The organism is Pseudomonas sp. NyZ480, from assembly GCF_029537255.1.
GTDB classification, from domain to species: domain Bacteria; phylum Pseudomonadota; class Gammaproteobacteria; order Pseudomonadales; family Pseudomonadaceae; genus Aquipseudomonas; species Aquipseudomonas taiwanensis.
On record NZ_CP120626.1, the window covers coordinates 807,264 to 830,110 of the forward strand.

Annotated in this window: 11 protein-coding genes, 2 tRNA genes and 3 rRNA genes; all 16 read left to right on the forward strand. The window is 59.5% G+C overall.

What is annotated here, in order from left to right; all coding sequences use genetic code 11:
• Positions 1-9 precede the first annotated feature (9 nt).
• Positions 10-780, forward strand: a complete 771-nt coding sequence (locus P3R38_RS03605) for a tetratricopeptide repeat protein (RefSeq protein ID WP_027908030.1) — start codon at positions 10-12, stop codon at positions 778-780.
• Entirely contained in the window at positions 780-1,112 is a 333-nt protein-coding gene (locus tag P3R38_RS03610) for a YqcC family protein (RefSeq protein ID WP_023378661.1), read from the forward strand. Before P3R38_RS03605 ends, P3R38_RS03610 begins: the two co-directional genes overlap by 1 nt.
• Before the next feature lie 407 nt (positions 1,113-1,519).
• Entirely contained in the window at positions 1,520-3,244 is a 1,725-nt protein-coding gene (locus P3R38_RS03615) for an acetolactate synthase 3 large subunit (protein WP_023378662.1), read from the forward strand.
• Position 3,245: 1 nt separating this feature from the next.
• Complete coding sequence (gene ilvN / locus P3R38_RS03620) at positions 3,246-3,737, forward strand: acetolactate synthase small subunit (RefSeq protein WP_003250040.1); 492 nt, start codon at positions 3,246-3,248, stop codon at positions 3,735-3,737.
• Positions 3,738-3,793: 56 nt separating this feature from the next.
• The gene (gene ilvC / locus P3R38_RS03625; protein ID WP_023378663.1) at positions 3,794-4,810 is read left to right on the forward strand and encodes a ketol-acid reductoisomerase; all 1,017 of its coding nucleotides are present in this window, start codon (positions 3,794-3,796) and stop codon (positions 4,808-4,810) included.
• Between the two features lie 150 nt (positions 4,811-4,960).
• Positions 4,961-5,812: a CDP-diacylglycerol--serine O-phosphatidyltransferase gene (pssA, locus tag P3R38_RS03630; RefSeq protein ID WP_003250045.1), complete on the forward strand. Its 852-nt coding sequence runs from the start codon at positions 4,961-4,963 to the stop codon at positions 5,810-5,812.
• Positions 5,813-5,891: 79 nt separating this feature from the next.
• Complete coding sequence (msrP, locus tag P3R38_RS03635; RefSeq protein WP_277686831.1) at positions 5,892-6,905, forward strand: protein-methionine-sulfoxide reductase catalytic subunit MsrP; 1,014 nt, start codon at positions 5,892-5,894, stop codon at positions 6,903-6,905.
• Complete coding sequence (gene msrQ, locus P3R38_RS03640) at positions 6,905-7,516, forward strand: protein-methionine-sulfoxide reductase heme-binding subunit MsrQ (RefSeq protein WP_023378665.1); 612 nt, start codon at positions 6,905-6,907, stop codon at positions 7,514-7,516. The genes msrP and msrQ overlap by 1 nt, the downstream gene beginning before the upstream one ends.
• Positions 7,517-8,245: 729 nt before the next feature.
• Positions 8,246-9,782: ribosomal RNA gene (locus P3R38_RS03645) — 16S ribosomal RNA — on the forward strand.
• An 86-nt stretch (positions 9,783-9,868) separates the two neighbouring features.
• Positions 9,869-9,945, forward strand: a tRNA-Ile gene (locus P3R38_RS03650).
• Positions 9,946-9,971: 26 nt separating this feature from the next.
• Positions 9,972-10,047: transfer RNA gene (locus tag P3R38_RS03655), tRNA-Ala, on the forward strand.
• A 242-nt stretch (positions 10,048-10,289) separates the two neighbouring features.
• Positions 10,290-13,181 (forward strand): 23S ribosomal RNA (locus P3R38_RS03660).
• 130 nt (positions 13,182-13,311) lie between these two features.
• Positions 13,312-13,427: ribosomal RNA gene (rrf, locus tag P3R38_RS03665) — 5S ribosomal RNA — on the forward strand.
• Together the 16S, 23S and 5S rRNA genes with 2 tRNA genes alongside form the textbook arrangement of a ribosomal RNA operon.
• 188 nt (positions 13,428-13,615) lie before the next feature.
• The gene (recC, locus tag P3R38_RS03670; RefSeq protein ID WP_277686832.1) at positions 13,616-17,095 is read left to right on the forward strand and encodes an exodeoxyribonuclease V subunit gamma; all 3,480 of its coding nucleotides are present in this window, start codon (positions 13,616-13,618) and stop codon (positions 17,093-17,095) included.
• On the forward strand, positions 17,092-20,766 hold the full coding sequence (gene recB, locus P3R38_RS03675) for an exodeoxyribonuclease V subunit beta (RefSeq protein ID WP_104882175.1): 3,675 nt from the start codon (positions 17,092-17,094) through the stop codon (positions 20,764-20,766). The genes recC and recB overlap by 4 nt, the downstream gene beginning before the upstream one ends.
• A complete protein-coding gene (gene recD, locus P3R38_RS03680) occupies positions 20,763-22,838 on the forward strand; it encodes an exodeoxyribonuclease V subunit alpha (RefSeq protein WP_277686833.1) in 2,076 nt (691 codons plus the stop codon). Before recB ends, recD begins: the two co-directional genes overlap by 4 nt.
• Positions 22,839-22,847 lie beyond the last annotated feature (9 nt).

The window sequence follows — 22,847 nt, forward strand, 5'->3', positions numbered from 1 at the left end:
GCTGCATTGATGAGGTGTGAAGTGAAAAAGTGGTGGTTTCCTGCCGTGACGGCACTGGTTGTGCTCCAGGGTTGCTCCAGCGTTCCGCGGGGCAATATCCCGGTCGTCGACTCGAGCACACGCGTGTCCAACAGCGAGCGCATCACTGCCAACCGTTCGGCGGTTGGCATGAGCGGTGGCACCTCTCAGGCACAGACGCTGCCCGAGGACTCCGGGGTGACCGTGGTCATTCCACAGGGCGCGGGTTCCGCGCCAATCCAGACGTTCCCGGCCGCGACCGGGGCGGCGCCGATCAGCACTGCGCCAATCAGCACCACACCGATCACGACCAACCCTAATCCGATCGCCGACGAGCCGTTCGACATCGCGTCGATGAGTGGCGGTTCGAGCGCCACCAGCGCCCCGACCGGTATTCCACGCAGCGGTGCCTCGGGTGGCCTGTCGGCCGATGAGCAGTTGGACGGCCCGGTGCTGGCATTGCTCACCACCGCCCAGCAGCAGCAAGGCAGTGGCGACTTCAATGGCGCGGCTTCCAGCCTGGAGCGTGCCCAGCGCATCGCCCCGCGCGAGCCGCAAGTGCTGTTCCGCCTGGCCCAGGTACGCTTGTCCCAAGGGGATGCCGCTCAGGCCGAACAACTGGCGCGTCGTGGCCTGAGCTATGCCAACGGCCGCCCAAGCCTGCAGGCCGAGCTGTGGAACACCATCGCCCAGGCACGCGAAAAGCAAGGCGATAGCGCCGGTGCCGCACTGGCGCGGCAAAAGGCTCGGGTCAGCTCCTGATGGTCGAACAACGGATCCTGGACATCGCCGATCACCTGCTGCTCATCGAGCGTGAGCTGCAGGTGCAAGGCTGGTGGAGCGACGCCTCGCCGAGCAAGCAGGCGCTGGCCAGCACGGTGCCATTTGCGGTCGATACGCTGAGCTTCGAGCAGTGGCTGCAGTGGATCTTCCTGCCCCGCATGAGGCTTATCATCGAGCGGGGCCAACCGCTGCCCAACGCCTCGGGCATCCTGGTCATGGCCGAAACCGTCTTTGTCGATCGTCCGGAGCAAAGTCGTGAGCTGCGGCGCCTTTTGGCAGCTTTCGATCAATTGATCGCTCCTTCCGCCTGATTTCTTCTTTTTTTCCTTCAAGGGCCGCAGATTGTGGCCCTTTTTTATGGAAATCTTATTTTTTCTGCTGCTGAGGCGGTTTTTAGTGGTGGCAGGAATTCATCTTGAGGAAAAATTGGCAATAATTTTTCTTGACTTGTAGCCGCCAAATCACAAGAATCCAGATTCCGCTGTAGAGGGACTGCCAGAAGCAGACCCGCTAAGCAGATCATGAGGCGCACACCCGCGCCGACCTGTTACACCCCGCAACGCGTTACCTCGCGCTGGGTGGGAAACCCCCGCAACACTCTGGGGAGCTCCCAATACTTGCTCAGTCAGTGCTGACGTTCGCTCATGCTCTGCTTGGCAGTAAACCTATTAAGACCCGTCCATGTGGGCGGTATTCTGGCGTTTTAGAGGTGAACAACGTGGAGCTTTTATCTGGCGCTGAGATGGTCGTCCGCTTCTTGCGTGACGAAGGCGTTAAGCACATCTACGGGTACCCTGGTGGTGCTCTCCTTCATGTTTACGATGCACTGTTCAAGGAACCGGAAGTCGAGCACATCCTGGTTCGTCACGAGCAGGCTGCTACCCATATGGCGGACGGCTACGCCCGTGCCACCGGCAAGGCCGGTGTGGTGCTGGTGACTTCCGGCCCGGGTGCGACCAATGCCATTACCGGTATTGCCACCGCCTACATGGACTCGATTCCGATGGTCATCCTGTCCGGCCAGGTGCCTAGCACCATGGTGGGTACCGATGCCTTCCAGGAAACCGACATGATCGGGATCTCGCGGCCTATCGTGAAGCACAGCTTCATGGTCAAGCATGCCTCGGAAATCCCTGAAGTCCTGAAAAAAGCGTTCTACCTGGCGCAATCCGGCCGTCCTGGCCCGGTCGTGGTCGACATTCCAAAAGATATGACCAACCCGGCCGAGAAGTTCGAATACGTCTACCCGAAAAAGGTCAAGCTGCGCTCCTACAGCCCAGCCGTACGCGGCCACTCCGGTCAGATCCGCAAGGCAGCCGAGATGATCCTCGCCGCCAAGCGCCCGATCGTGTACTCCGGTGGCGGCGTCATCCTCGGTGGTGGCTCCGAAGCCCTGACCGAAATCGCCAAGTCGCTGAACCTGCCTGTCACCAATACCCTGATGGGGCTGGGTGGCTTCCCGGGCACCGATCGCCAGTTCCTTGGCATGCTCGGTATGCACGGCAGCTTCACCGCCAACATGGCCATGCACAATGCCGACGTGATCCTGGCGGTTGGTGCGCGTTTCGACGACCGTGTGGTCAATGGCCCGGCCAAGTTCTGCCCCAACGCCAAGATCATCCACATCGACATCGACCCTGCGTCGATCTCCAAGATGATCAAGGCTGACGTACCGATCGTGGGGCCAGTCGACAGCGTGCTGAGCGAGATGCTCACCATCCTCAAGGAAATCGGCGAGCAGCCTGACAAGGCCGCGTTGGATGCCTGGTGGAAGCAGATCGACGAATGGCGCGGTGACCGTGGCCTGTTCCCTTACGACAAGGGCGACGGCAGCGTCATCAAGCCACAGACCGTGATCGAGACCCTCTGCGAAGTGACCCATGGCGACGCCTTCGTCACCTCCGACGTAGGTCAGCACCAGATGTTCGCGGCGCAGTACTACCGCTTCAACAAGCCGAACCGTTGGATCAACTCTGGTGGCCTTGGCACCATGGGCTTCGGTTTCCCGGCGGCCATGGGCATCAAGCTGAACTTCCCGGATCAGGACGTGGCCTGCGTCACTGGCGAGGGCAGTATCCAGATGAACATTCAGGAACTGTCCACCTGCATGCAGTACGGCCTGCCGGTGAAGATCGTCAACCTGAACAACGGCGTGTTGGGCATGGTCCGCCAATGGCAGGACATGTCCTACAACGGTCGTCACTCGCATTCGTACGTCGAGTCGCTGCCTGACTTCATCAAGCTGGCTGAGGCCTATGGCCATGTGGGCATCCGCATCACCAGCCTGAAGGACCTCAAGCCGAAGCTGGAGGAAGCCTTCGCGATGAAGGACCGCCTGGTGTTCATCGACATCGCGGTTGACCGTACCGAGCACGTCTATCCGATGCAGATCAAGGATGGCTCGATGCGTGACATGTGGCTGAGCAAGACGGAGCGTACCTGATATGCGGCACATCATCTCCCTGCTGCTGGAAAACGAACCCGGTGCGTTGTCCCGTGTGGTCGGCCTGTTCTCCCAGCGCAACTACAACATTGAAAGCCTGACCGTGGCGCCGACCGAAGACCCGACCCTGTCGCGTCTGACGCTGACCACCGTTGGCCATGACGAAGTGATCGAACAGATCACCAAGAACCTGAACAAGCTGGTCGAAGTGGTCAAATTGGTCGACCTGTCGGAAAGTGCTCACATCGAGCGCGAGCTGATGTTGGTCAAGGTCAAGGCCACCGGTGCCCAGCGCGCCGAGATCAAGCGCACCACGGATATCTTCCGTGGCCAGATCGTCGACGTCACCGCCAGCGTGTACACCGTGCAACTGAGCGGTACCAGCGACAAACTGGACAGCTTCATCCAGGCGATCGGCACTGCATCGATTCTCGAAACCGTGCGCAGTGGCGTCACCGGCATTGCCCGTGGCGACAAAGTGCTCAGCATCTAAATTCAAAAATTAGCGATGGCTCCGCAGGGGGCCGAGATATAACCAGGGGTATTTCCATGAAAGTTTTCTACGACAAAGACTGCGACCTTTCCATCATTCAGGGTAAGAAAGTCGCCATCATCGGTTACGGCTCCCAGGGCCACGCTCAGGCGTGCAACCTGAAAGACTCCGGTGTGGATGTCACCATCGGTCTGCGTAAAGGTTCGGCCACCGTTGCCAAGGCAGAAGCCCATGGCCTGAAAGTGACCGACGTTGCCTCTGCCGTCGCTGCTGCCGACCTGGTCATGATCCTGACTCCGGACGAGTTCCAGGGCCAGCTGTACAAGAACGAGATCGAACCGAACATCAAGAAGGGCGCCACCCTGGCCTTCTCCCACGGCTTCTCGATCCACTACAACCAAGTCGTTCCTCGTGCCGACCTGGACGTGATCATGATCGCGCCGAAGGCTCCGGGCCACACCGTTCGTTCCGAGTTCGTCAAAGGCGGCGGTATCCCTGACCTGATCGCTATCTACCAGGACGCCTCCGGCAATGCCAAGAACGTTGCCCTGTCCTACGCTTCGGGCGTTGGTGGCGGCCGTACCGGCATCATCGAAACCACCTTCAAGGACGAGACCGAGACCGACCTGTTCGGTGAGCAGGCTGTTCTGTGTGGCGGTACCGTCGAACTGGTCAAAGCCGGTTTCGAAACCCTGGTCGAAGCTGGCTACGCGCCGGAAATGGCCTACTTCGAGTGCCTGCACGAGCTGAAACTGATCGTTGACCTCATGTACGAAGGCGGCATCGCCAACATGAACTACTCGATCTCCAACAACGCCGAGTACGGTGAGTACGTCACCGGCCCAGAAGTCATCAACGAAGAATCCCGCAAGGCCATGCGCAACGCTCTGAAGCGCATCCAGGACGGCGAATACGCGAAGATGTTCATCTCCGAGGGCGCCACCAACTACCCATCGATGACCGCCAAGCGTCGTAACAACGCTGCCCACGGCATCGAGATCATCGGTGAGCAACTGCGCTCGATGATGCCTTGGATCTCGGCTAACAAGATCGTCGACAAGACCAAGAACTAAGTCTTATCGAAAGATGAAAAACGCGGCTTCGGCCGCGTTTTTTCGTTCCGACAGTCAGCTTCTGGTATAAAGCAGACCAGTGGCTTGCTGTAAGAACCTGTTTTGCAGGCCCGTGTCGAACATTTTCCATCCTGTTGCAAGGTACCCTCCATGAGCGAACGTCCCGAAGAGCCGAACAAGCCCTCCGACGCCGAAAGCCTGCTACCTGTCGATGAGCACGTTGAAGAAGGGCATGACGCCGAAGGGCGCAAGGTGCGCCATCGCGGCATCTATCTGTTGCCTAACCTGTTTACCACCGCCAACCTGTTCGCGGGTTTCTATTCCATCATCAGTTCGATGAGCGCACAGAGCGCCCTCAGTGCCGGTGACCCGCGGGAGGCGAGCAAGTATTTTGCCTTTGCCGCCATCGCCATCTTCGTTGCCATGGTGCTTGACGGTCTCGATGGCCGAGTGGCACGCATGACCAATACCCAGAGTGCCTTCGGCGCCGAGTACGACTCGCTGTCGGACATGGTTGCCTTTGGCGTGGCACCCGCGTTGCTGGCGTTCGGCTGGGCGCTGGGCGACATGGGCAAGGTCGGCTGGATGGTCGCATTCATCTACGTCGCTGGCGCCGCGCTGCGCCTGGCGCGTTTCAATACCCAGGTGGGCACTGCTGACAAACGCTACTTCATCGGCCTGGCCAGTCCGGCTGCCGCCGGAGTGGTCGCCGGTACCGTATGGGCTTTCAGCGACTACGGCATCCAGGGCTCGAAACTGTCGTTTCTGGTCGCGCTGCTGGTAGCCGCTGCCGGCATGCTGATGGTCAGCAACATCAAGTACAACAGCTTCAAGGAGCTGGACCTCAAGGGACGCGTTCCGTTCGTGGCGATCCTTGCTGTGGTGCTGGTGTTCGCCGTGGTGTTCAGCGACCCGCCACGCATCCTGCTGCTGATCTTCCTCGCTTACGCGGCTTCGGGGCCAATCCAGTTCCTGTTGAAAGCGCGCCGTCGTAAAGCGTGACATTCTTTTAATGGTGGAATAACCCTCCGGCTCCATAGTCTTACTGGAACATCCGCTATCCAGTGCTATGGAGCCGACCATGCTCATCAAGCTTCCCAAGTCTTCCGAGTGCAAGGCATCGGAGATCACCCCCGAAGGCGTATACCTTTCCCGTCGAACCCTGCTGGGTGGCTCCCTGGCTGGCCTCGCCCTGGGCGCATTGCCGGGCCGGGCCAGCGCGGTTGAAGCCTCGCGTTATGCCGATGTGCAGGCCGGCGCCGCACCGGCTTGGTTCACCGAGAAGCTTGCAGCTACACGCTGGCAGGCGGTAACGGTCAAAGATGAGGCGGTCACGCCCTTCAAGGATGCGACCCACTACAACAACTTCTATGAGTTCGGGCCCGACAAGGGCGACCCGGCGGCCAATGGTGGCAGCCTGAAGACCGAGCCGTGGAGCGTGGTGATCGATGGTGAGGTGGGCAAGCCGGGGCGGTATGCGCTGGAAGACTTCGTCAAACCCTATCAGCTCGAAGAGCGTATTTACCGATTGCGCTGTGTCGAGGCCTGGTCGATGGTCATCCCCTGGCTGGGTTTTCCGTTGGCGCAGTTGCTCAAGCAGGTCGAGCCGACCTCGAAGGCGCGTTATGTGCGCTTCGAAACCCTGAACGATCCAGAGCATATGCCTGGGCAGCGTTCAGGCTTTGCCCTGATCGACTGGCCCTACAGGGAGGGGTTGCGCCTCGACGAGGCGATGCACCCGCTGACGATCCTGGCGGTTGGCATGTACGGCCGGGAACTGCCTAACCAGAATGGCGCCCCTTTGCGGCTGGTGGTGCCTTGGAAGTATGGGTTCAAGAGCATCAAGTCGATCGTGCGCATCAGCCTGGTGGCCGAGCAGCCTGGCACCACATGGCAAGGGTTGGCGCCGGATGAGTATGGCTTCTATGCCAATGTGAATCCGACGGTCGACCATCCGCGTTGGACTCAGGCGCGTGAGCGGCGTCTGCCCAGTGGGTTGTTCAGTCCCAACGTGCGGGAAACCCAGATGTTCAATGGCTACGCCGACGAAGTTGCGTCGCTGTATACCGGGCTGGATCTGCGGAAGAACTATTGATGCGTTATCCCTGGTTGCGACTGGCCATTTTCGTTGTGGGCTGCCTGTTTCCGGTGTGGTGGCTGTATGAGGCCGCGATGAATCTGCTTGGGCCGGATCCGGGCAAGATCATGATGGATCGCCTGGGGCTCGGGGCGCTGACCTTCCTGCTGGTCACCCTGGGCATGACCCCGCTGCAGAAGTTATCGGGGTGGTCGGGCTGGGTCGTGATTCGGCGGCAGCTGGGGTTGTGGGTGTTCGCCTATATCGTGCTGCACATCCTGGCCTACCTGTTCTTTATCCTCGGGCTGGATTGGGCGCAGTTGGCGGTGGAGCTGCGTAAGCGGCCTTACATTATCGTGGGAGCGCTCGGGTTTCTTGGCTTGCTGGTGTTGGCGGTCACCTCGAACCGTTACAGCCAGCGGCGGCTTGGGGCACGCTGGAAGAAGCTGCACAGGTTGGTGTATGTGATTCTTGGGTTGGGGTTGCTGCATTTCCTTTGGATCGTGCGTTCCGACCTCAGGGAGTGGGCCATCTATGCGTCGATAGGCGCCTTGCTGATGGCGCTGCGGATTCCAGCTGTGTCGCGGGTGCTTCCCAGGATCGCCAGGAAGCAGGGCAGGGTGGTTTGAGGCGTAGCTGCCTTGGTCGTTCTGGCGCCTATGGGATTGAGCGCCGCCCGCGTTGGTATACGCCACGTTATCGAACCGTACAAACCAGGCGGTCGCGTGCGTCTGCCACTGGCGTTACTGACCAAAAACAACCTGTAGGAGCGAGCCTTGCTCGCGATGCGCCGCGCGGGCGGCGCTCGATCTACAAACCGCTGAATGCATCGCGGCGGGCACCTGGCGGCCTCGATACGGTCCGTGTTTGCCATTATTTCAATTTAAATGAACATTAACGGTTGACGGCCTCTCGAATCCCCTTATAATACGCCCCACTTCCGACGCAGTCGAAACGAAAAACTCCTTGTTAATCAACAGGTTGAGCGTTTAGAAAGCAATCGGAAGGGCTGAAAGAGGTGGTTGACAGCGTTTTAAAACGCTGTATTATTCGCCTCCCGCTACGAGAGATCGCAGCGAGTCAAGTGTTTGAAGCTAAACGAGTTTCTCGCAAAAAACTTCAAAATAAACGCTTGACAGCAAATGAGGAAAGCGTAGAATGCGCGCCTCGGTTGAGACGAAACGCTCTTAGCCAAACGCTCTTTAACAAATCGAATCAAGCAATTCGTGTGGGTGCTTGTGAGTATGGACTGATAGTCACAAAGATTATCAGCATCACAAGTGACCATGCGAGAAATCACATAGTCATTTGAGATTGCTGAGCCAAGTTTAGGGTTTCTTAAAAACCCAAGCAGTATTGAACTGAAGAGTTTGATCATGGCTCAGATTGAACGCTGGCGGCAGGCCTAACACATGCAAGTCGAGCGGATGACGGGAGCTTGCTCCTTGATTCAGCGGCGGACGGGTGAGTAATGCCTAGGAATCTGCCTGGTAGTGGGGGACAACGTTTCGAAAGGAACGCTAATACCGCATACGTCCTACGGGAGAAAGCAGGGGACCTTCGGGCCTTGCGCTATCAGATGAGCCTAGGTCGGATTAGCTAGTTGGTGAGGTAATGGCTCACCAAGGCGACGATCCGTAACTGGTCTGAGAGGATGATCAGTCACACTGGAACTGAGACACGGTCCAGACTCCTACGGGAGGCAGCAGTGGGGAATATTGGACAATGGGCGAAAGCCTGATCCAGCCATGCCGCGTGTGTGAAGAAGGTCTTCGGATTGTAAAGCACTTTAAGTTGGGAGGAAGGGCAGTAAGTTAATACCTTGCTGTTTTGACGTTACCGACAGAATAAGCACCGGCTAACTCTGTGCCAGCAGCCGCGGTAATACAGAGGGTGCAAGCGTTAATCGGAATTACTGGGCGTAAAGCGCGCGTAGGTGGTTCGTTAAGTTGGATGTGAAAGCCCCGGGCTCAACCTGGGAACTGCATCCAAAACTGGCGAGCTAGAGTACGGTAGAGGGTGGTGGAATTTCCTGTGTAGCGGTGAAATGCGTAGATATAGGAAGGAACACCAGTGGCGAAGGCGACCACCTGGACTGATACTGACACTGAGGTGCGAAAGCGTGGGGAGCAAACAGGATTAGATACCCTGGTAGTCCACGCCGTAAACGATGTCAACTAGCCGTTGGAATCCTTGAGATTTTAGTGGCGCAGCTAACGCATTAAGTTGACCGCCTGGGGAGTACGGCCGCAAGGTTAAAACTCAAATGAATTGACGGGGGCCCGCACAAGCGGTGGAGCATGTGGTTTAATTCGAAGCAACGCGAAGAACCTTACCAGGCCTTGACATGCAGAGAACTTTCCAGAGATGGATTGGTGCCTTCGGGAACTCTGACACAGGTGCTGCATGGCTGTCGTCAGCTCGTGTCGTGAGATGTTGGGTTAAGTCCCGTAACGAGCGCAACCCTTGTCCTTAGTTACCAGCACGTTATGGTGGGCACTCTAAGGAGACTGCCGGTGACAAACCGGAGGAAGGTGGGGATGACGTCAAGTCATCATGGCCCTTACGGTCTGGGCTACACACGTGCTACAATGGTCGGTACAGAGGGTTGCCAAGCCGCGAGGTGGAGCTAATCTCACAAAACCGATCGTAGTCCGGATCGCAGTCTGCAACTCGACTGCGTGAAGTCGGAATCGCTAGTAATCGCGAATCAGAATGTCGCGGTGAATACGTTCCCGGGCCTTGTACACACCGCCCGTCACACCATGGGAGTGGGTTGCACCAGAAGTAGCTAGTCTAACCTTCGGGAGGACGGTTACCACGGTGTGATTCATGACTGGGGTGAAGTCGTAACAAGGTAGCCGTAGGGGAACCTGCGGCTGGATCACCTCCTTAATCGACGACATCAGCCTGCTGATGAGCTCCCACACGAATTGCTTGATTCTTTGTATAAAGACGATGCTGTAACGCGACCCTGTTATAGGTCTGTAGCTCAGTTGGTTAGAGCGCACCCCTGATAAGGGTGAGGTCGGCAGTTCAAATCTGCCCAGACCTACCAATTACTTGGTGCGGCCTAGAACACACGGGGCCATAGCTCAGCTGGGAGAGCGCCTGCCTTGCACGCAGGAGGTCAGCGGTTCGATCCCGCTTGGCTCCACCACTCTTTCAGGTTGTACAGCTGCTCAGAACTTAGAAATGAACATTCAGATCGAATGTTGATTTCTGACTTTTGTCAGATCGTTCTTTAAAAATTCGGATATGTGATAGATAGACTGACACGCACTTTCACTGGTGTGATGTCAGGCTAAGGTAAAATTTGTGAGTTCTGCTCTTAATTGAGCAACATGCGAATTTTCGGCGAATGTCGTCTTCACAGTATAACCAGATTGCTTGGGGTTATATGGTCAAGTGAAGAAGCGCATACGGTGGATGCCTTGGCAGTCAGAGGCGATGAAAGACGTGGTAGCCTGCGATAAGCTTTGGGGAGTCGGCAAACAGACTGTGATCCAGAGATCTCTGAATGGGGGAACCCAGCCAGCATAAGCTGGTTATCTTGTACTGAATACATAGGTACAAGAGGCGAACCAGGGGAACTGAAACATCTAAGTACCCTGAGGAAAAGAAATCAACCGAGATTCCCTTAGTAGTGGCGAGCGAACGGGGACCAGCCCTTAAGTTGATTTGAGATTAGTGGAACGCTCTGGAAAGTGCGGCCATAGTGGGTGATAGCCCCGTACACGAAAATCTCTTATCAATGAAATCGAGTAGGACGGAGCACGAGAAACTTTGTCTGAACATGGGGGGACCATCCTCCAAGGCTAAATACTACTGACTGACCGATAGTGAACCAGTACCGTGAGGGAAAGGCGAAAAGAACCCCGGAGAGGGGAGTGAAATAGAACCTGAAACCGTATGCGTACAAGCAGTGGGAGCCTACTTTGTTAGGTGACTGCGTACCTTTTGTATAATGGGTCAGCGACTTATATTCAGTGGCAAGCTTAACCGAATAGGGGAGGCGTAGCGAAAGCGAGTCTTAATAGGGCGTTTAGTCGCTGGGTATAGACCCGAAACCGGGCGATCTATCCATGGGCAGGTTGAAGGTTAGGTAACACTGACTGGAGGACCGAACCGACTACCGTTGAAAAGTTAGCGGATGACCTGTGGATCGGAGTGAAAGGCTAATCAAGCTCGGAGATAGCTGGTTCTCCTCGAAAGCTATTTAGGTAGCGCCTCATGTATCACTCCAGGGGGTAGAGCACTGTTTCGGCTAGGGGGTCATCCCGACTTACCAAACCGATGCAAACTCCGAATACCTGGAAGTGCCGAGCATGGGAGACACACGGCGGGTGCTAACGTCCGTCGTGAAAAGGGAAACAACCCAGACCGTCAGCTAAGGTCCCAAAGTCATGGTTAAGTGGGAAACGATGTGGGAAGGCTTAGACAGCTAGGAGGTTGGCTTAGAAGCAGCCATCCTTTAAAGAAAGCGTAATAGCTCACTAGTCGAGTCGGCCTGCGCGGAAGATGTAACGGGGCTCAAACCATGCACCGAAGCTACGGGTGTCATCTTTGATGACGCGGTAGAGGAGCGTTCTGTAAGCCTGTGAAGGTGAGTTGAGAAGCTTGCTGGAGGTATCAGAAGTGCGAATGCTGACATGAGTAACGACAATGGGAGTGAAAAACTCCCACGCCGAAAGACCAAGGTTTCCTGCGCAACGTTAATCGACGCAGGGTTAGTCGGTCCCTAAGGCGAGGCTGAAAAGCGTAGTCGATGGAAAACAGGTTAATATTCCTGTACTTCCAGTTATTGCGATGGAGGGACGGAGAAGGCTAGGCCAGCTTGGCGTTGGTTGTCCAAGTTTAAGGTGGTAGGCTGAGATCTTAGGCAAATCCGGGATCTTAAGGCCGAGAGCTGATGACGAGTTGCCTTTAGGCGACGAAGTGGTTGATGCCATGCTTCCAAGAAAAGCTCCTAAGCTTCAGATAACTGGGAACCGTACCCCAAACCGACACAGGTGGTCGGGTAGAGAATACCAAGGCGCTTGAGAGAACTCGGGTGAAGGAACTAGGCAAAATGGCACCGTAACTTCGGGAGAAGGTGCGCCGACGAGGGTGAAGGACTTGCTCCGTAAGCCCATGTCGGTCGAAGATACCAGGCCGCTGCGACTGTTTATTAAAAACACAGCACTCTGCAAACACGAAAGTGGACGTATAGGGTGTGACGCCTGCCCGGTGCCGGAAGGTTAATTGATGGGGTTAGCGCAAGCGAAGCTCTTGATCGAAGCCCCGGTAAACGGCGGCCGTAACTATAACGGTCCTAAGGTAGCGAAATTCCTTGTCGGGTAAGTTCCGACCTGCACGAATGGCGTAACGATGGCGGCGCTGTCTCCACCCGAGACTCAGTGAAATTGAAATCGCTGTGAAGATGCAGTGTATCCGCGGCTAGACGGAAAGACCCCGTGAACCTTTACTATAGCTTTGCACTGGACTTTGAATTTGCTTGTGTAGGATAGGTGGGAGGCTTTGAAGTGGGGACGCCAGTTCTCATGGAGCCATTCTTGAAATACCACCCTGGCAACTTTGAGGTTCTAACTCAGGTCCGTTATCCGGATCGAGGACAGTGTATGGTGGGTAGTTTGACTGGGGCGGTCTCCTCCCAAAGAGTAACGGAGGAGTACGAAGGTGCGCTCAGACCGGTCGGAAATCGGTCGCAGAGTATAAAGGCAAAAGCGCGCTTGACTGCGAGACAAACACGTCGAGCAGGTACGAAAGTAGGTCTTAGTGATCCGGTGGTTCTGTATGGAAGGGCCATCGCTCAACGGATAAAAGGTACTCCGGGGATAACAGGCTGATACCGCCCAAGAGTTCATATCGACGGCGGTGTTTGGCACCTCGATGTCGGCTCATCACATCCTGGGGCTGAAGCCGGTCCCAAGGGTATGGCTGTTCGCCATTTAAAGTGGTACGCGAGCTGGGTTTAGAACGTCGTGAGACAGTTCGGTCCCTATCTGCCGTGGACGTTTGAGATTTGAGAGGGGCTGCTCCTAGTACGAGAGGACCGGAGTGGACGAACCTCTGGTGTTCCGGTTGTCACGCCAGTGGCATTGCCGGGTAGCTATGTTCGGAAGAGATAACCGCTGAAAGCATCTAAGCGGGAAACTTGCCTCAAGATGAGATCTCACTGGAACCTTGAGTTCCCTAAAGGGCCGTCGAAGACTACGACGTTGATAGGTTGGGTGTGTAAGCGCTGTGAGGCGTTGAGCTAACCAATACTAATTGCCCGTGAGGCTTGACCATATAACACCCAAGCAATTTGCCGACGCAGATTGCGGTGGTGAAGACGAAACGACCGAAAGTTCGCAAGACCACAAATTCACATATCCGAATTGGCCAAGAGTGTTTACACGACATTCTGGCAACAGAATTTCTTGACGACCATAGAGCATTGGAACCACCTGATCCCATCCCGAACTCAGCAGTGAAACGATGCATCGCCGATGGTAGTGTGGGGTTTCCCCATGTGAGAGTAGGTCATCGTCAAGATTCATTTCGCAAAACCCCTATCTGCGCGAGCAGGTAGGGGTTTTGTCTTTCTGGCGCAGAACACTACTGCTCTGGCGCACCGCGCCCCCCAGTTCAAGGGCTGTCGCACAACCGACTGCGACACATTTCGGTGTCTGCCCCGTGATATGGTTCCGCACCAGAACCGACCAGTTACCAGAGAACGCTCAATGGCTAACAGCACCCCACTTCATCCCGGCTTCATGATCGTCCACGGCAACCGACTGGATGACCTGCGAAGCCTGGTGGTGAGCTGGATGCGGCGCTACCCGCTGGCGCCACTGGAAAACGAAATCGCCCTCGTGCAAAGCAACGGCATCGCGCAGTGGCTCAAGCTGGCCCTGGCTGAGGACCCGCAGGACGACGATCAAGGAGGTTGTGGCATCGCGGCCGCCATTGACGTGCAACTACCTGGCAGTTTCATGTGGCAGTTGTACCGGGCCATACTGGGGCGCGAAGAAATCCCCGAGGTATCCCTGCTCGACAAGGCCCCGCTGACCTGGCGCCTGATGCGCTTGCTTCCCGCCTTGATCGAACGTCCCCATTTCGAGCCGCTGCGCCGTTTCCTCACCGACGACAGCGACCTGCGTAAGCGTTATCAGTTGGCGGAACGCCTTGCCGACCTGTTCGACCAATACCAGGTCTACCGCGCCGACTGGCTGAAGGACTGGGCTGCCGGTGAGCATGTACTCAACACCGCCCGTGGCGAACGCAAACCGTTGGCCCCCGGTAATCGTTGGCAAGCCGAGCTGTGGCGAGCGCTGTTGGAAGATGTCGGCGAGCAAGGCATGGCCCAGAGCCGTGCCGGAGTGCACCAACGCTTCATCGAGCGTATCAACCAACTTCAAGACGCACCGGCGGGCCTGCCTTCACGGGTAATCGTGTTCGGTATCTCGTCCTTGCCTGCCCAGGCACTGGAGGCGTTGGCCGGCCTGGCCCGTTTCAGTCAGGTCTTGCTTTGTGTGCACAACCCATGTCGTCACCACTGGGCCGATATCGTCGCCGACAAGGACCTGCTGCGTCATCAGTACAAGCGCCAGCAGCGCAAGCAGGGCATGCCCTTGCAACTGGATGATGAATCGCTGCATCAGCATGCCCATCCCCTGCTTGCCGCTTGGGGCAAGCAGGGCCGCGACTACATCAACCTGCTCGACAGCTACGACGACCCTGGCAGCTACCGGGGCGTGTTCAGCGATGGGCGTATCGACCTGTTCAGCGACGGCGCGCCCACTACATTGCTCAACCAGTTGCAGGACGACATTCTCGAACTTCGTCCGCTCGCGGAAACCCGCGAGCGGTGGCCACAAGTCGACCCTGGCAAGGATCGTTCGGTGCGTTTCCACGTGGCCCATAGCCCCCAGCGTGAGGTCGAGATCCTCCATGACCAGTTGCTTGCCCGGTTCAGCGCCGACCCTACCCTGAGGCCACGTGACGTCATCGTCATGCTCCCGGCAATCGACACCTATGCCCCGCACATTCGCGCTGTGTTCGGTCAACTGCAGCGTAACGATCCCCGCTACATCCCCTACACCCTCACCGATCAGGGGCAGCGTGGTCGTGACCCACTGCTGATCGCCCTCGAATACCTGCTCAAGCTCCCCGACAGCCGCTTCGCCGTCAGTGAAGTACTCGATCTGTTGGATGTCCCGACCGTTCGCGCCCGTTTCGGCATCCGTGAGAGCGACCTGCCGACACTGCATCGCTGGATCGAGGGTGCCGGTATTCGTTGGGGTTTGAGTGCCGAGCAAAGGGCCTCGCTGGGGTTGCCGGAAGGCCTGGAGCAGAACAGCTGGCGATTTGGTTTGCGCCGCATGCTGCTGGGCTATGCCGTCGGCGTGGGTGAGAGCTGCGACGGCATCGAGCCCTACGATGAGATCGGCGGCCTCGACGCTGCCTTGATCGGCCCATTGGTGGCGCTGCTGGAGGCCTTGGACGTGGCCTGCGAAGCCTTGCGCCAACCCGCTACCGCCGCGCAGTGGGGCGAGCGTCTGCACGCGCTGTTGCAGGTATTCTTCCTGGCAGAGGAAGAACACGATGAATTCCTCCTGATGCAATTGCAGGAGCTGCGCGACAGCTGGCTCGAAGTCTGCGAAACCGTGGGGCTGCAGGATTTGCTGCCGCTTACCGTCGTGCGCGAGGCCTGGCTGTCCGGTCTCGACCAGGGCAAGCTGTCTCAGCGTTTTCTCGCCGGGTCGGTGAACTTCTGCACCTTGATGCCCATGCGCGCCATTCCTTTCCGCGTAGTCTGTCTGCTGGGCATGAACGATGGCGATTACCCGCGCGCCCAGCCACCCCTGGACTTCGACCTGATGGCCAGCGATTACCGTCCAGGTGACCGCTCCCGCCGTGAAGACGACCGCTACCTACTGCTCGAAGCCGTGCTTTCGGCTCAGGACCAGCTGTATGTCAGTTGGGTCGGTCGCAGCATTCGCGACAACAGCGAGCGGCCAGCCTCGGTGTTGATTGGCCAGTTGCGTGACCACCTTGCGGCCGGTTGGCGCCTGCTCGGTGCCCAGGATGGCGAACAGCAAGACCCCGGCCAGCAACTGTTGCATGCCCTGACCCAGGAGCATCCATTGCAGCCGTTCAGCTGGCGTTATTTCCAGAAGGGCAGTGCATTGTTCAGCTATGCCCATGAGTGGCAGGTGCTGCATCAGGCAGTCGAACAGGTGCCACTCAGCGACGCACTGGCGCCCTATGACAATGAGGAGGCCCTGACGCTGATGCAACTGCAGGACTTCTTGCGTCACCCGGTCCGGCATTTCTTCAGCCAACGGTTGAAAGTGTTTTTCGAGGCGTTGGAAGCACCAACCCCAGATGAGGAACCGTTCGTGCTCGACACCCTGCAACGCTACAGCGCCAGCGAAAGCTTGCTGGGCGCCGCGCTGGCCGATCCCGACCACGCCGAGCAGGCCTTGCACGCCCAGGCCCGTCGTCTGCAGGCCTGTGGGGCGCTGCCTCTGGCGGGCTTCGGTGAACTGCTGCAGGCCGACTTGATCGAGCCCTTGCCTGATCTTTTGCAACGTCACCGACAACTGTTGCAACGCTGGCCAACCTTGGTTGAGGGGGCGCTACCAATTCATTTCGAGCAGGGTAAGCATCGCCTCGAGGGTTGGTTGGGACGCGTATACCAGGCCGATGACCAGAGCCTACTTAGCGTCACCACGGTACCCAATACCATCAGTGCCGGGCGCAACAACTTCAAGTGGCACCGCCTCACGGCAAGCTGGGTGATGCACCTGGCAGCCTGCGCTGCCGGTTATCCGCTCAACAGTGCCGTGGTGGCCAGTGACCTGACCCTGCTGCTGCCGCCCCTGCCACAGGCGGATGCCGCCAAACTGCTTGGCCACCTGCTCGTGGCACGCCAGGCGGCGATGAACGCACCGCTGCCGGTGGCCGCCAAGACAGCGTTCGCCTGGCTCGCCCAGGAAGACCCGGAGAAGGCCCTGGCCGCCGCTGAGCGTGCCTATGAAGGGGATGGCCGAACCAGCTTTGGCGAACGCAGCGAAAGCCTCGCCCTGGCGCGCCAGTTCCGCGACTTTGCCGCACTCATGGCCGACGAGACCTTCGAGGGCTGGTGCGAGACCCTGTACCGACCGTTATTTACCGCACCCTGGCAAACCCTGGGTAACCCGGAGAGTGGCGCATGACCCAGGTTCGACCTCTGGCATTGAGTTTTCCCCTGCATGGCAGCCAGCTGATCGAGGCCAGTGCCGGTACGGGCAAGACGTTCACCATTTCCGCACTGTACCTGCGCCTGATCCTCGGCCACGGCGGCGAACAAGGCTTTGGTCGCGAACTGCTGCCACCGCAAATTCTCGTGGTGACCTTCACCGATGCCGCCACCAAGGAGTTGCGCGAGCGCATTCGTGCCCGCCTGGCCGAGGCTGCACGCTTCTTCCGGGGCGAACTGGCCGCCGCCGATCCGCTGCTGCAGCAGCTGCGTGACGACTACCCCGAGCACGACTGGCCGCGCTGCGCCAGCCGTCTGGAAATCGCCGTTCAGTGGATGGATGAAGCCGCGGTATCGACCATTCACGGCTGGTGCCAGCGCATGTTGCGCGAGCATGCCTTCGACAGTGGAAGCTTGTTCACGCAGAGCCTGGAGACCGACCACAGCGAGCTGCTGGGCCAAGTGATGCGCGACTACTGGCGACGCTTCTGCTACGCCATGCAGGGCGAAGCACTGGCCTGGGTGCGCGACCACTGGGGCAGCCCGGACGCGCTGCTTCCCCGTATTCGTCCGCTGTTCGGGCGAGTGGCCATCGACCTGGACGGGCCAGAGCCACAAGCGTTGATCGAGGCTGCGCTGCGCCAGCGCGGTGAACAGCTGCGCCAACTCAAGGCGCCCTGGGCGCAATGGGCCGACGAGCTACAGCAGCTCTGCCAGGATGCCGTCGCTGCCAAGCAGGTCGACGGACGTAAACTACAGGCGCGGTTTTTCGTCCCCTGGTTCGACAAGCTGCGTGCCTGGGCCAGCGACGATCAGCTCGCGGAGCTGGAACTGGGCACCGGTTTCACACGCCTCACCCCAGACGGCATGGCCGAGATCTGGAAGTCGGGCGCGCCTCCGGCGCATCCCGGACTGGATGCCATGCAGTCGCTTGAGCAGCAATTGCAGGCCCTGGCCAGTCCCGACGCACGCTTGCTGGAACAGGCTGCGGGCTGGGTATCGGCACGCTTTGAAGTGGAGAAGCGCCGCCGTGCGGAAATGGGCTTCGACGACATGCTGACGCGATTGCAGCAGGCATTGACGAGCGAGGCTGGTGAGCGCTTGGCGGGACTGATACGCGAGCAGTTCCCCGTGGCGCTGATCGACGAGTTCCAGGACACCGACCCGGTGCAGTACGGCATCTTCGAGTGCATCTACCGGATTACCGAGAATCGCCGGGAAACCGGTCTATTCATGATCGGCGACCCCAAGCAGGCGATCTACGCTTTCCGCGGCGCCGACATCCATACCTACCTGACTGCCCGACGTGCCACCGCCGACCGACTGCATAGCCTGGACACCAACTACCGGTCCAGCCAGGCCATGGTCGCGGCAGTCAACCAAGTGTTCCTCCAGGCAGAAGGCCGGACGCAGGGGCGAGGGGCGTTCCTGTTCCGCGAGGCGCATGACAACCCATTGCCCTTCGTAGAGGTGAAGGCCAAAGGTCGAAGCGAGCAATTGCTCGTCGATGGCCAGCCATGCGCGGCACTGCATTGCTGGCGACTGGAGCGTGACGAACCGATCTCCAGTACGCTCTACCGGCAGCAACTTGCGGCCAGCTGCGCCAGCCACATCGTGACCCTGCTCAACGGCGGCCAGCAGGGCACGATCGGCTTCGGTAAGGGGGATGGCGACTGGCGTCCCTGCCTGCCTTCGGATATCGCCATCCTCGTGCGCGACGGCAACGAAGCGCAGTTGATTCGCAGCGAACTGGCGGCGCGCAGCGTGCGCAGTGTGTACCTGTCCGACAAGGACTCGGTGTTCGCCGCCCAGGAAGCCCATGACCTGCTGGCCTGGCTCAAGGCCTGCGCCGAGCCGGACTCCGAGCGCCTGCTCAAGGCTGCCCTGGCCAGCCTCACCCTCGACCTGCCGCTGGCCAGGCTGGACCAGCTCAACCAGGATGAGCGGGTCTGGGAAGACTGGGTGATGCGTTTTCGTCACTACCGCGAACTCTGGCAGCGCCAGGGCGTGCTGCCGATGCTGCGCCACTTGTTGCACGACTTCGAGCTGCCCCGAACCTTGCTTGGCCGCACCGACGGCGAGCGTGTACTGACCAACCTGCTGCACCTGGCCGAGCTGCTGCAACAGGCCGCCACCGAACTGGATGGCGAGCAGGCGCTGATCCGTCACCTGGCCGAGCACCTGGCCAATTCGGGCCAGGCCGGCGAGGAGCAAATTCTGCGTCTGGAAAGCGATGAGCAGTTGGTCAAGGTAGTCACGATTCACAAGTCCAAGGGCCTGGAGTATCCGCTTGTCTATCTGCCGTTCATCTGCACCAGCAAACCGGTGGATGGCTCACGACTGCCGCTGGCCTGGCACGACGGCGCGGGCAACGCCCACCTGACCTTGACGCCCACCCCAGAACAGATAGCTCAGGCCGACGACGAACGCCTCGCCGAGGACCTGCGTCTGCTCTACGTGGCCCTCACCCGCGCCCAGCATGCCTGCTGGCTGGGTATTGCCGATCTCAAGCGTGGCAACCAGAAAAGCTCGCAGTTGCACCGTTCGGCGCTGGGTTACTTGCTCGGCGGCGGGCTGGCGCTTCCCACCTCTGAACTGTTGGCGGACTGGTTACAGGCATTGGCGTCGGCTTGCCGCCATATCGTCTGCTCCAGCCCTCCTGAAGTCGATGAAACGCTGTACAGCGCACCGCGCAGCGAGCAAGAAATGGTGCCGGCGCGCAAACCGCGTCGGGCCGCGGCCGAGCATTGGTGGATCGCTTCCTACAGTGCGCTGCGGGTTGGCGAACAAACCCTGGGGGCAGATAGCTCCCTGGCTCAGCAACTGCTCGATGATGAAGCCGTCGATGCCCAACGGGTGCGTGAAGTGCCAGCCGAAGGGGGGGATATCCACCGCTTCCCCCGCGGACCGAACCCCGGCACCTTCCTCCATGGCCTACTCGAATGGGCCGGTCGCGAGGGCTTTGCCGAGGTCAGCGCCAACCCCAGGTTGCTCGAACGCACGGTGGGCCAACGCTGCAATCGGCGAGACTGGACCGGCTGGATTCCGGCCTTGAGCCAGTGGTTGCAGCGGCTGCTGACCGAGCCGCTGTCGATCGACGGTGGCGATGCGACGCTGTCACTCGCCCAGTTGCGGCACTACCAGATCGAGATGGAGTTCTGGTTCGCGAGCCACCAGGTCGACGCCGAGCAGCTTGACCGCCTGGTGGCACGCTACACGCACCCCGGTGCTGGCCGTCCGGCTGCCCAGCCGACGCTGCTCAATGGCATGTTCAAAGGATTCATCGACCTGGCCTTCGAGCTCGATGGCCGCTATTACGTGGCGGACTACAAGTCCAATTGGCTCGGTCCCGACATCCAGGCCTATGACGGCATGGCCATGGAAAAAGCCATCCTGGAGCACCGTTATGACCTGCAATACGTGCTGTACCTGCTGGCCCTGCATCGCCAGTTGCGCGCACGACTGCCTGACTACGACTACGACCGCGATGTCGGCGGTGCACTGTTCATTTTCCTGCGGGGAGCCAGCAGCGGCCACGGCGTGTACTTCGCCAAACCTCCCCGAGTGCTGATCGACGCGCTGGATGCCCTGTTCCGTGGCGTTCACCAACCCGAACAGCAGGACCTGTTTGCCGGAGTCGCGCCATGAGCCGAAGCCTTGACGATCTTTTGCCCACGCCGCTGGATGCCGAGCACCTGCAGGCACTGGCGCCGCAACGTGACAGCAACGACCTGTTGCAATTGCTCGACCGTTGGGTAGAGCGGGGCTGGCTACGCGCCCTGGACCGCGCGTTCGTGTCGTTTCTCGAAGAGCGGGCGCCGGGCAGTGATCCTTTGTTGCTGCTGGCGGCGGCGCTGGCCAGTCATCAGCTGGGCCATGGCCATGTCTGTCTGGACTTGCAGCAGACCTTGGCCGAACCGGACTTCGCCCTGTCACTGCCGCCCGAAGGCGATGCCTTGGCCGGTCCGCTGATGCTACCCTCGCAACTGCTGGCGAATCTGGACCTCTCTACCTGGCGCCAACGTATCGCCGCCAGCCTACTGGTGGCCGCCGGCGATAGTCATGAGCAGCGTTCGCGTCCATTGGTACTCAGTGGCGAGCGCCTTTACCTGCGCCGGTACTGGAGCTACGAACGGCAGATCGACCAGACGCTGCGCCAACGCCTGGGCCGCGGCGAGGTATCGCCCGATGAACTGCCCGAACGTCTGGCCCAGTTGTTCGATGGTGGCTCACCGGCAGGCCAGGTGGACTGGCAGAAGCTCGCGTGTGCCCTGGCCACGCGGGCAGGCTTCAGCATCATCACTGGCGGCCCCGGCACCGGCAAGACAACCACGGTGGTGCGCCTGCTGGCGCTGCTGCAGGCTCCGGCGGTCGAGCAGGGCCGGCCTCTGCGCATCCGCCTGGCCGCGCCGACCGGCAAAGCCGCTGCTCGCCTGACCGAGTCCATTGGCCAGCAGGTCGAGCGGCTGCAGGTCAGCGCCGAGGTACGCGGGCAGATTCCCACCGACGTGAGTACGGTGCACCGCTTGCTGGGCAGTCGCCCAGGGTCTCGGCATTTCCGTCATCACAGCGCCAATCCGTTGCCGTTGGATGTACTGGTGGTCGATGAAGCCTCGATGATCGACCTGGAGATGATGGCTAACCTGCTCGATGCCCTGCCGCCAAGGGCCCGCCTGATTCTGCTGGGCGACAAGGACCAGCTGGCCTCGGTCGAGGCCGGTGCCGTGCTGGGTGACCTGTGCCGGGACGCGGAGGAGGGCTGCTATTCGCCTGAAACCCGAGCCTGGCTTGAGCAGGTGGGCGGCCAATCGCTGGCCAACAGCGGTCTCAAGGCCGGTGATGCACAGCGCAACCCACTCGCCCAGCAGGTGGTGATGCTGCGTTTCTCCCGCCGCTTCGGCGAGGGCAGTGGTATCGGCCAACTGGCTCGTCTGGTCAACCGCCAGGAGGCGCAAGCTGCGCGCGACTTGTTGACCTTGCCACCGGCGGACGTGTTTGGCCTTGCCCTGCGCGGTGAACAGGATCGTGCCTTCGACCGCCTGTTGCTCGATGGACTGAACCGGGGCGAGGAGGGGCCACACGGTTACCGTCACTACCTGCGTGCCATCGGGCGTTTTCGCCCCGCGCCAGGCACCGCCTTCGACGACCCACGCTGGCAGCAATGGGCGAGCAAGGTGCTGCAGCATTTCGAGGACTTCCAGCTGCTGTGCGCGGTGCGCAAGGGCGCCTGGGGGGTGGAAGGGTTGAACGAGCGGGTGACTCGCGTGCTGCACAATGCAGGGCTGATCAATAGCCAGCAGCCCTGGTACGAGGGGCGTCCAGTCCTGGTGACGCGAAACGACTACGGCCTGGGGCTGATGAATGGCGACATCGGGATCGCCCTGTACCTGCCGGATGAACAGGGCCAGCCCCTGTTGCGCGTGGCCTTCCCACGTAACGACGGCAGTGGCGGTGTGCGTTTCGTCCTGCCCAGCCGCCTTAACGAAGTGGAGACGGTGTTCGCCATGACGGTGCACAAGTCCCAGGGCTCGGAGTTCAGCCATACCGCCCTGGTACTGCCCGATGCCCTGAACCCGGTGCTGACCAAGGAGCTGGTGTACACCGGCATCACGCGCGCCAAGCACTGCTTCAGCCTGATCGAGCCGCGCCAGGGTATTTTCGAAGAGGCGGTGATGCGTAAGGTCCGGCGTATCTCGGGGTTGATGCTGGAGCAGGTCTAGCCGCCTGTG

Coding starts and splice junctions, on each gene's coding strand:
- recB (WP_104882175.1), top strand. CDS start 17,092: ATGACCCAGGTTCGACCTCTGGCATTGAGTTTTCCCCTGCATGGCAGC.
- P3R38_RS03605 (WP_027908030.1), top strand. CDS start 10: ATGAGGTGTGAAGTGAAAAAGTGGTGGTTTCCTGCCGTGACGGCACTG.
- recC (WP_277686832.1), top strand. CDS start 13,616: ATGGCTAACAGCACCCCACTTCATCCCGGCTTCATGATCGTCCACGGC.
- pssA (WP_003250045.1), top strand. CDS start 4,961: ATGAGCGAACGTCCCGAAGAGCCGAACAAGCCCTCCGACGCCGAAAGC.
- msrQ (WP_023378665.1), top strand. CDS start 6,905: ATGCGTTATCCCTGGTTGCGACTGGCCATTTTCGTTGTGGGCTGCCTG.
- P3R38_RS03610 (WP_023378661.1), top strand. CDS start 780: ATGGTCGAACAACGGATCCTGGACATCGCCGATCACCTGCTGCTCATC.
- msrP (WP_277686831.1), top strand. CDS start 5,892: ATGCTCATCAAGCTTCCCAAGTCTTCCGAGTGCAAGGCATCGGAGATC.
- recD (WP_277686833.1), top strand. CDS start 20,763: ATGAGCCGAAGCCTTGACGATCTTTTGCCCACGCCGCTGGATGCCGAG.
- ilvC (WP_023378663.1), top strand. CDS start 3,794: ATGAAAGTTTTCTACGACAAAGACTGCGACCTTTCCATCATTCAGGGT.
- ilvN (WP_003250040.1), top strand. CDS start 3,246: ATGCGGCACATCATCTCCCTGCTGCTGGAAAACGAACCCGGTGCGTTG.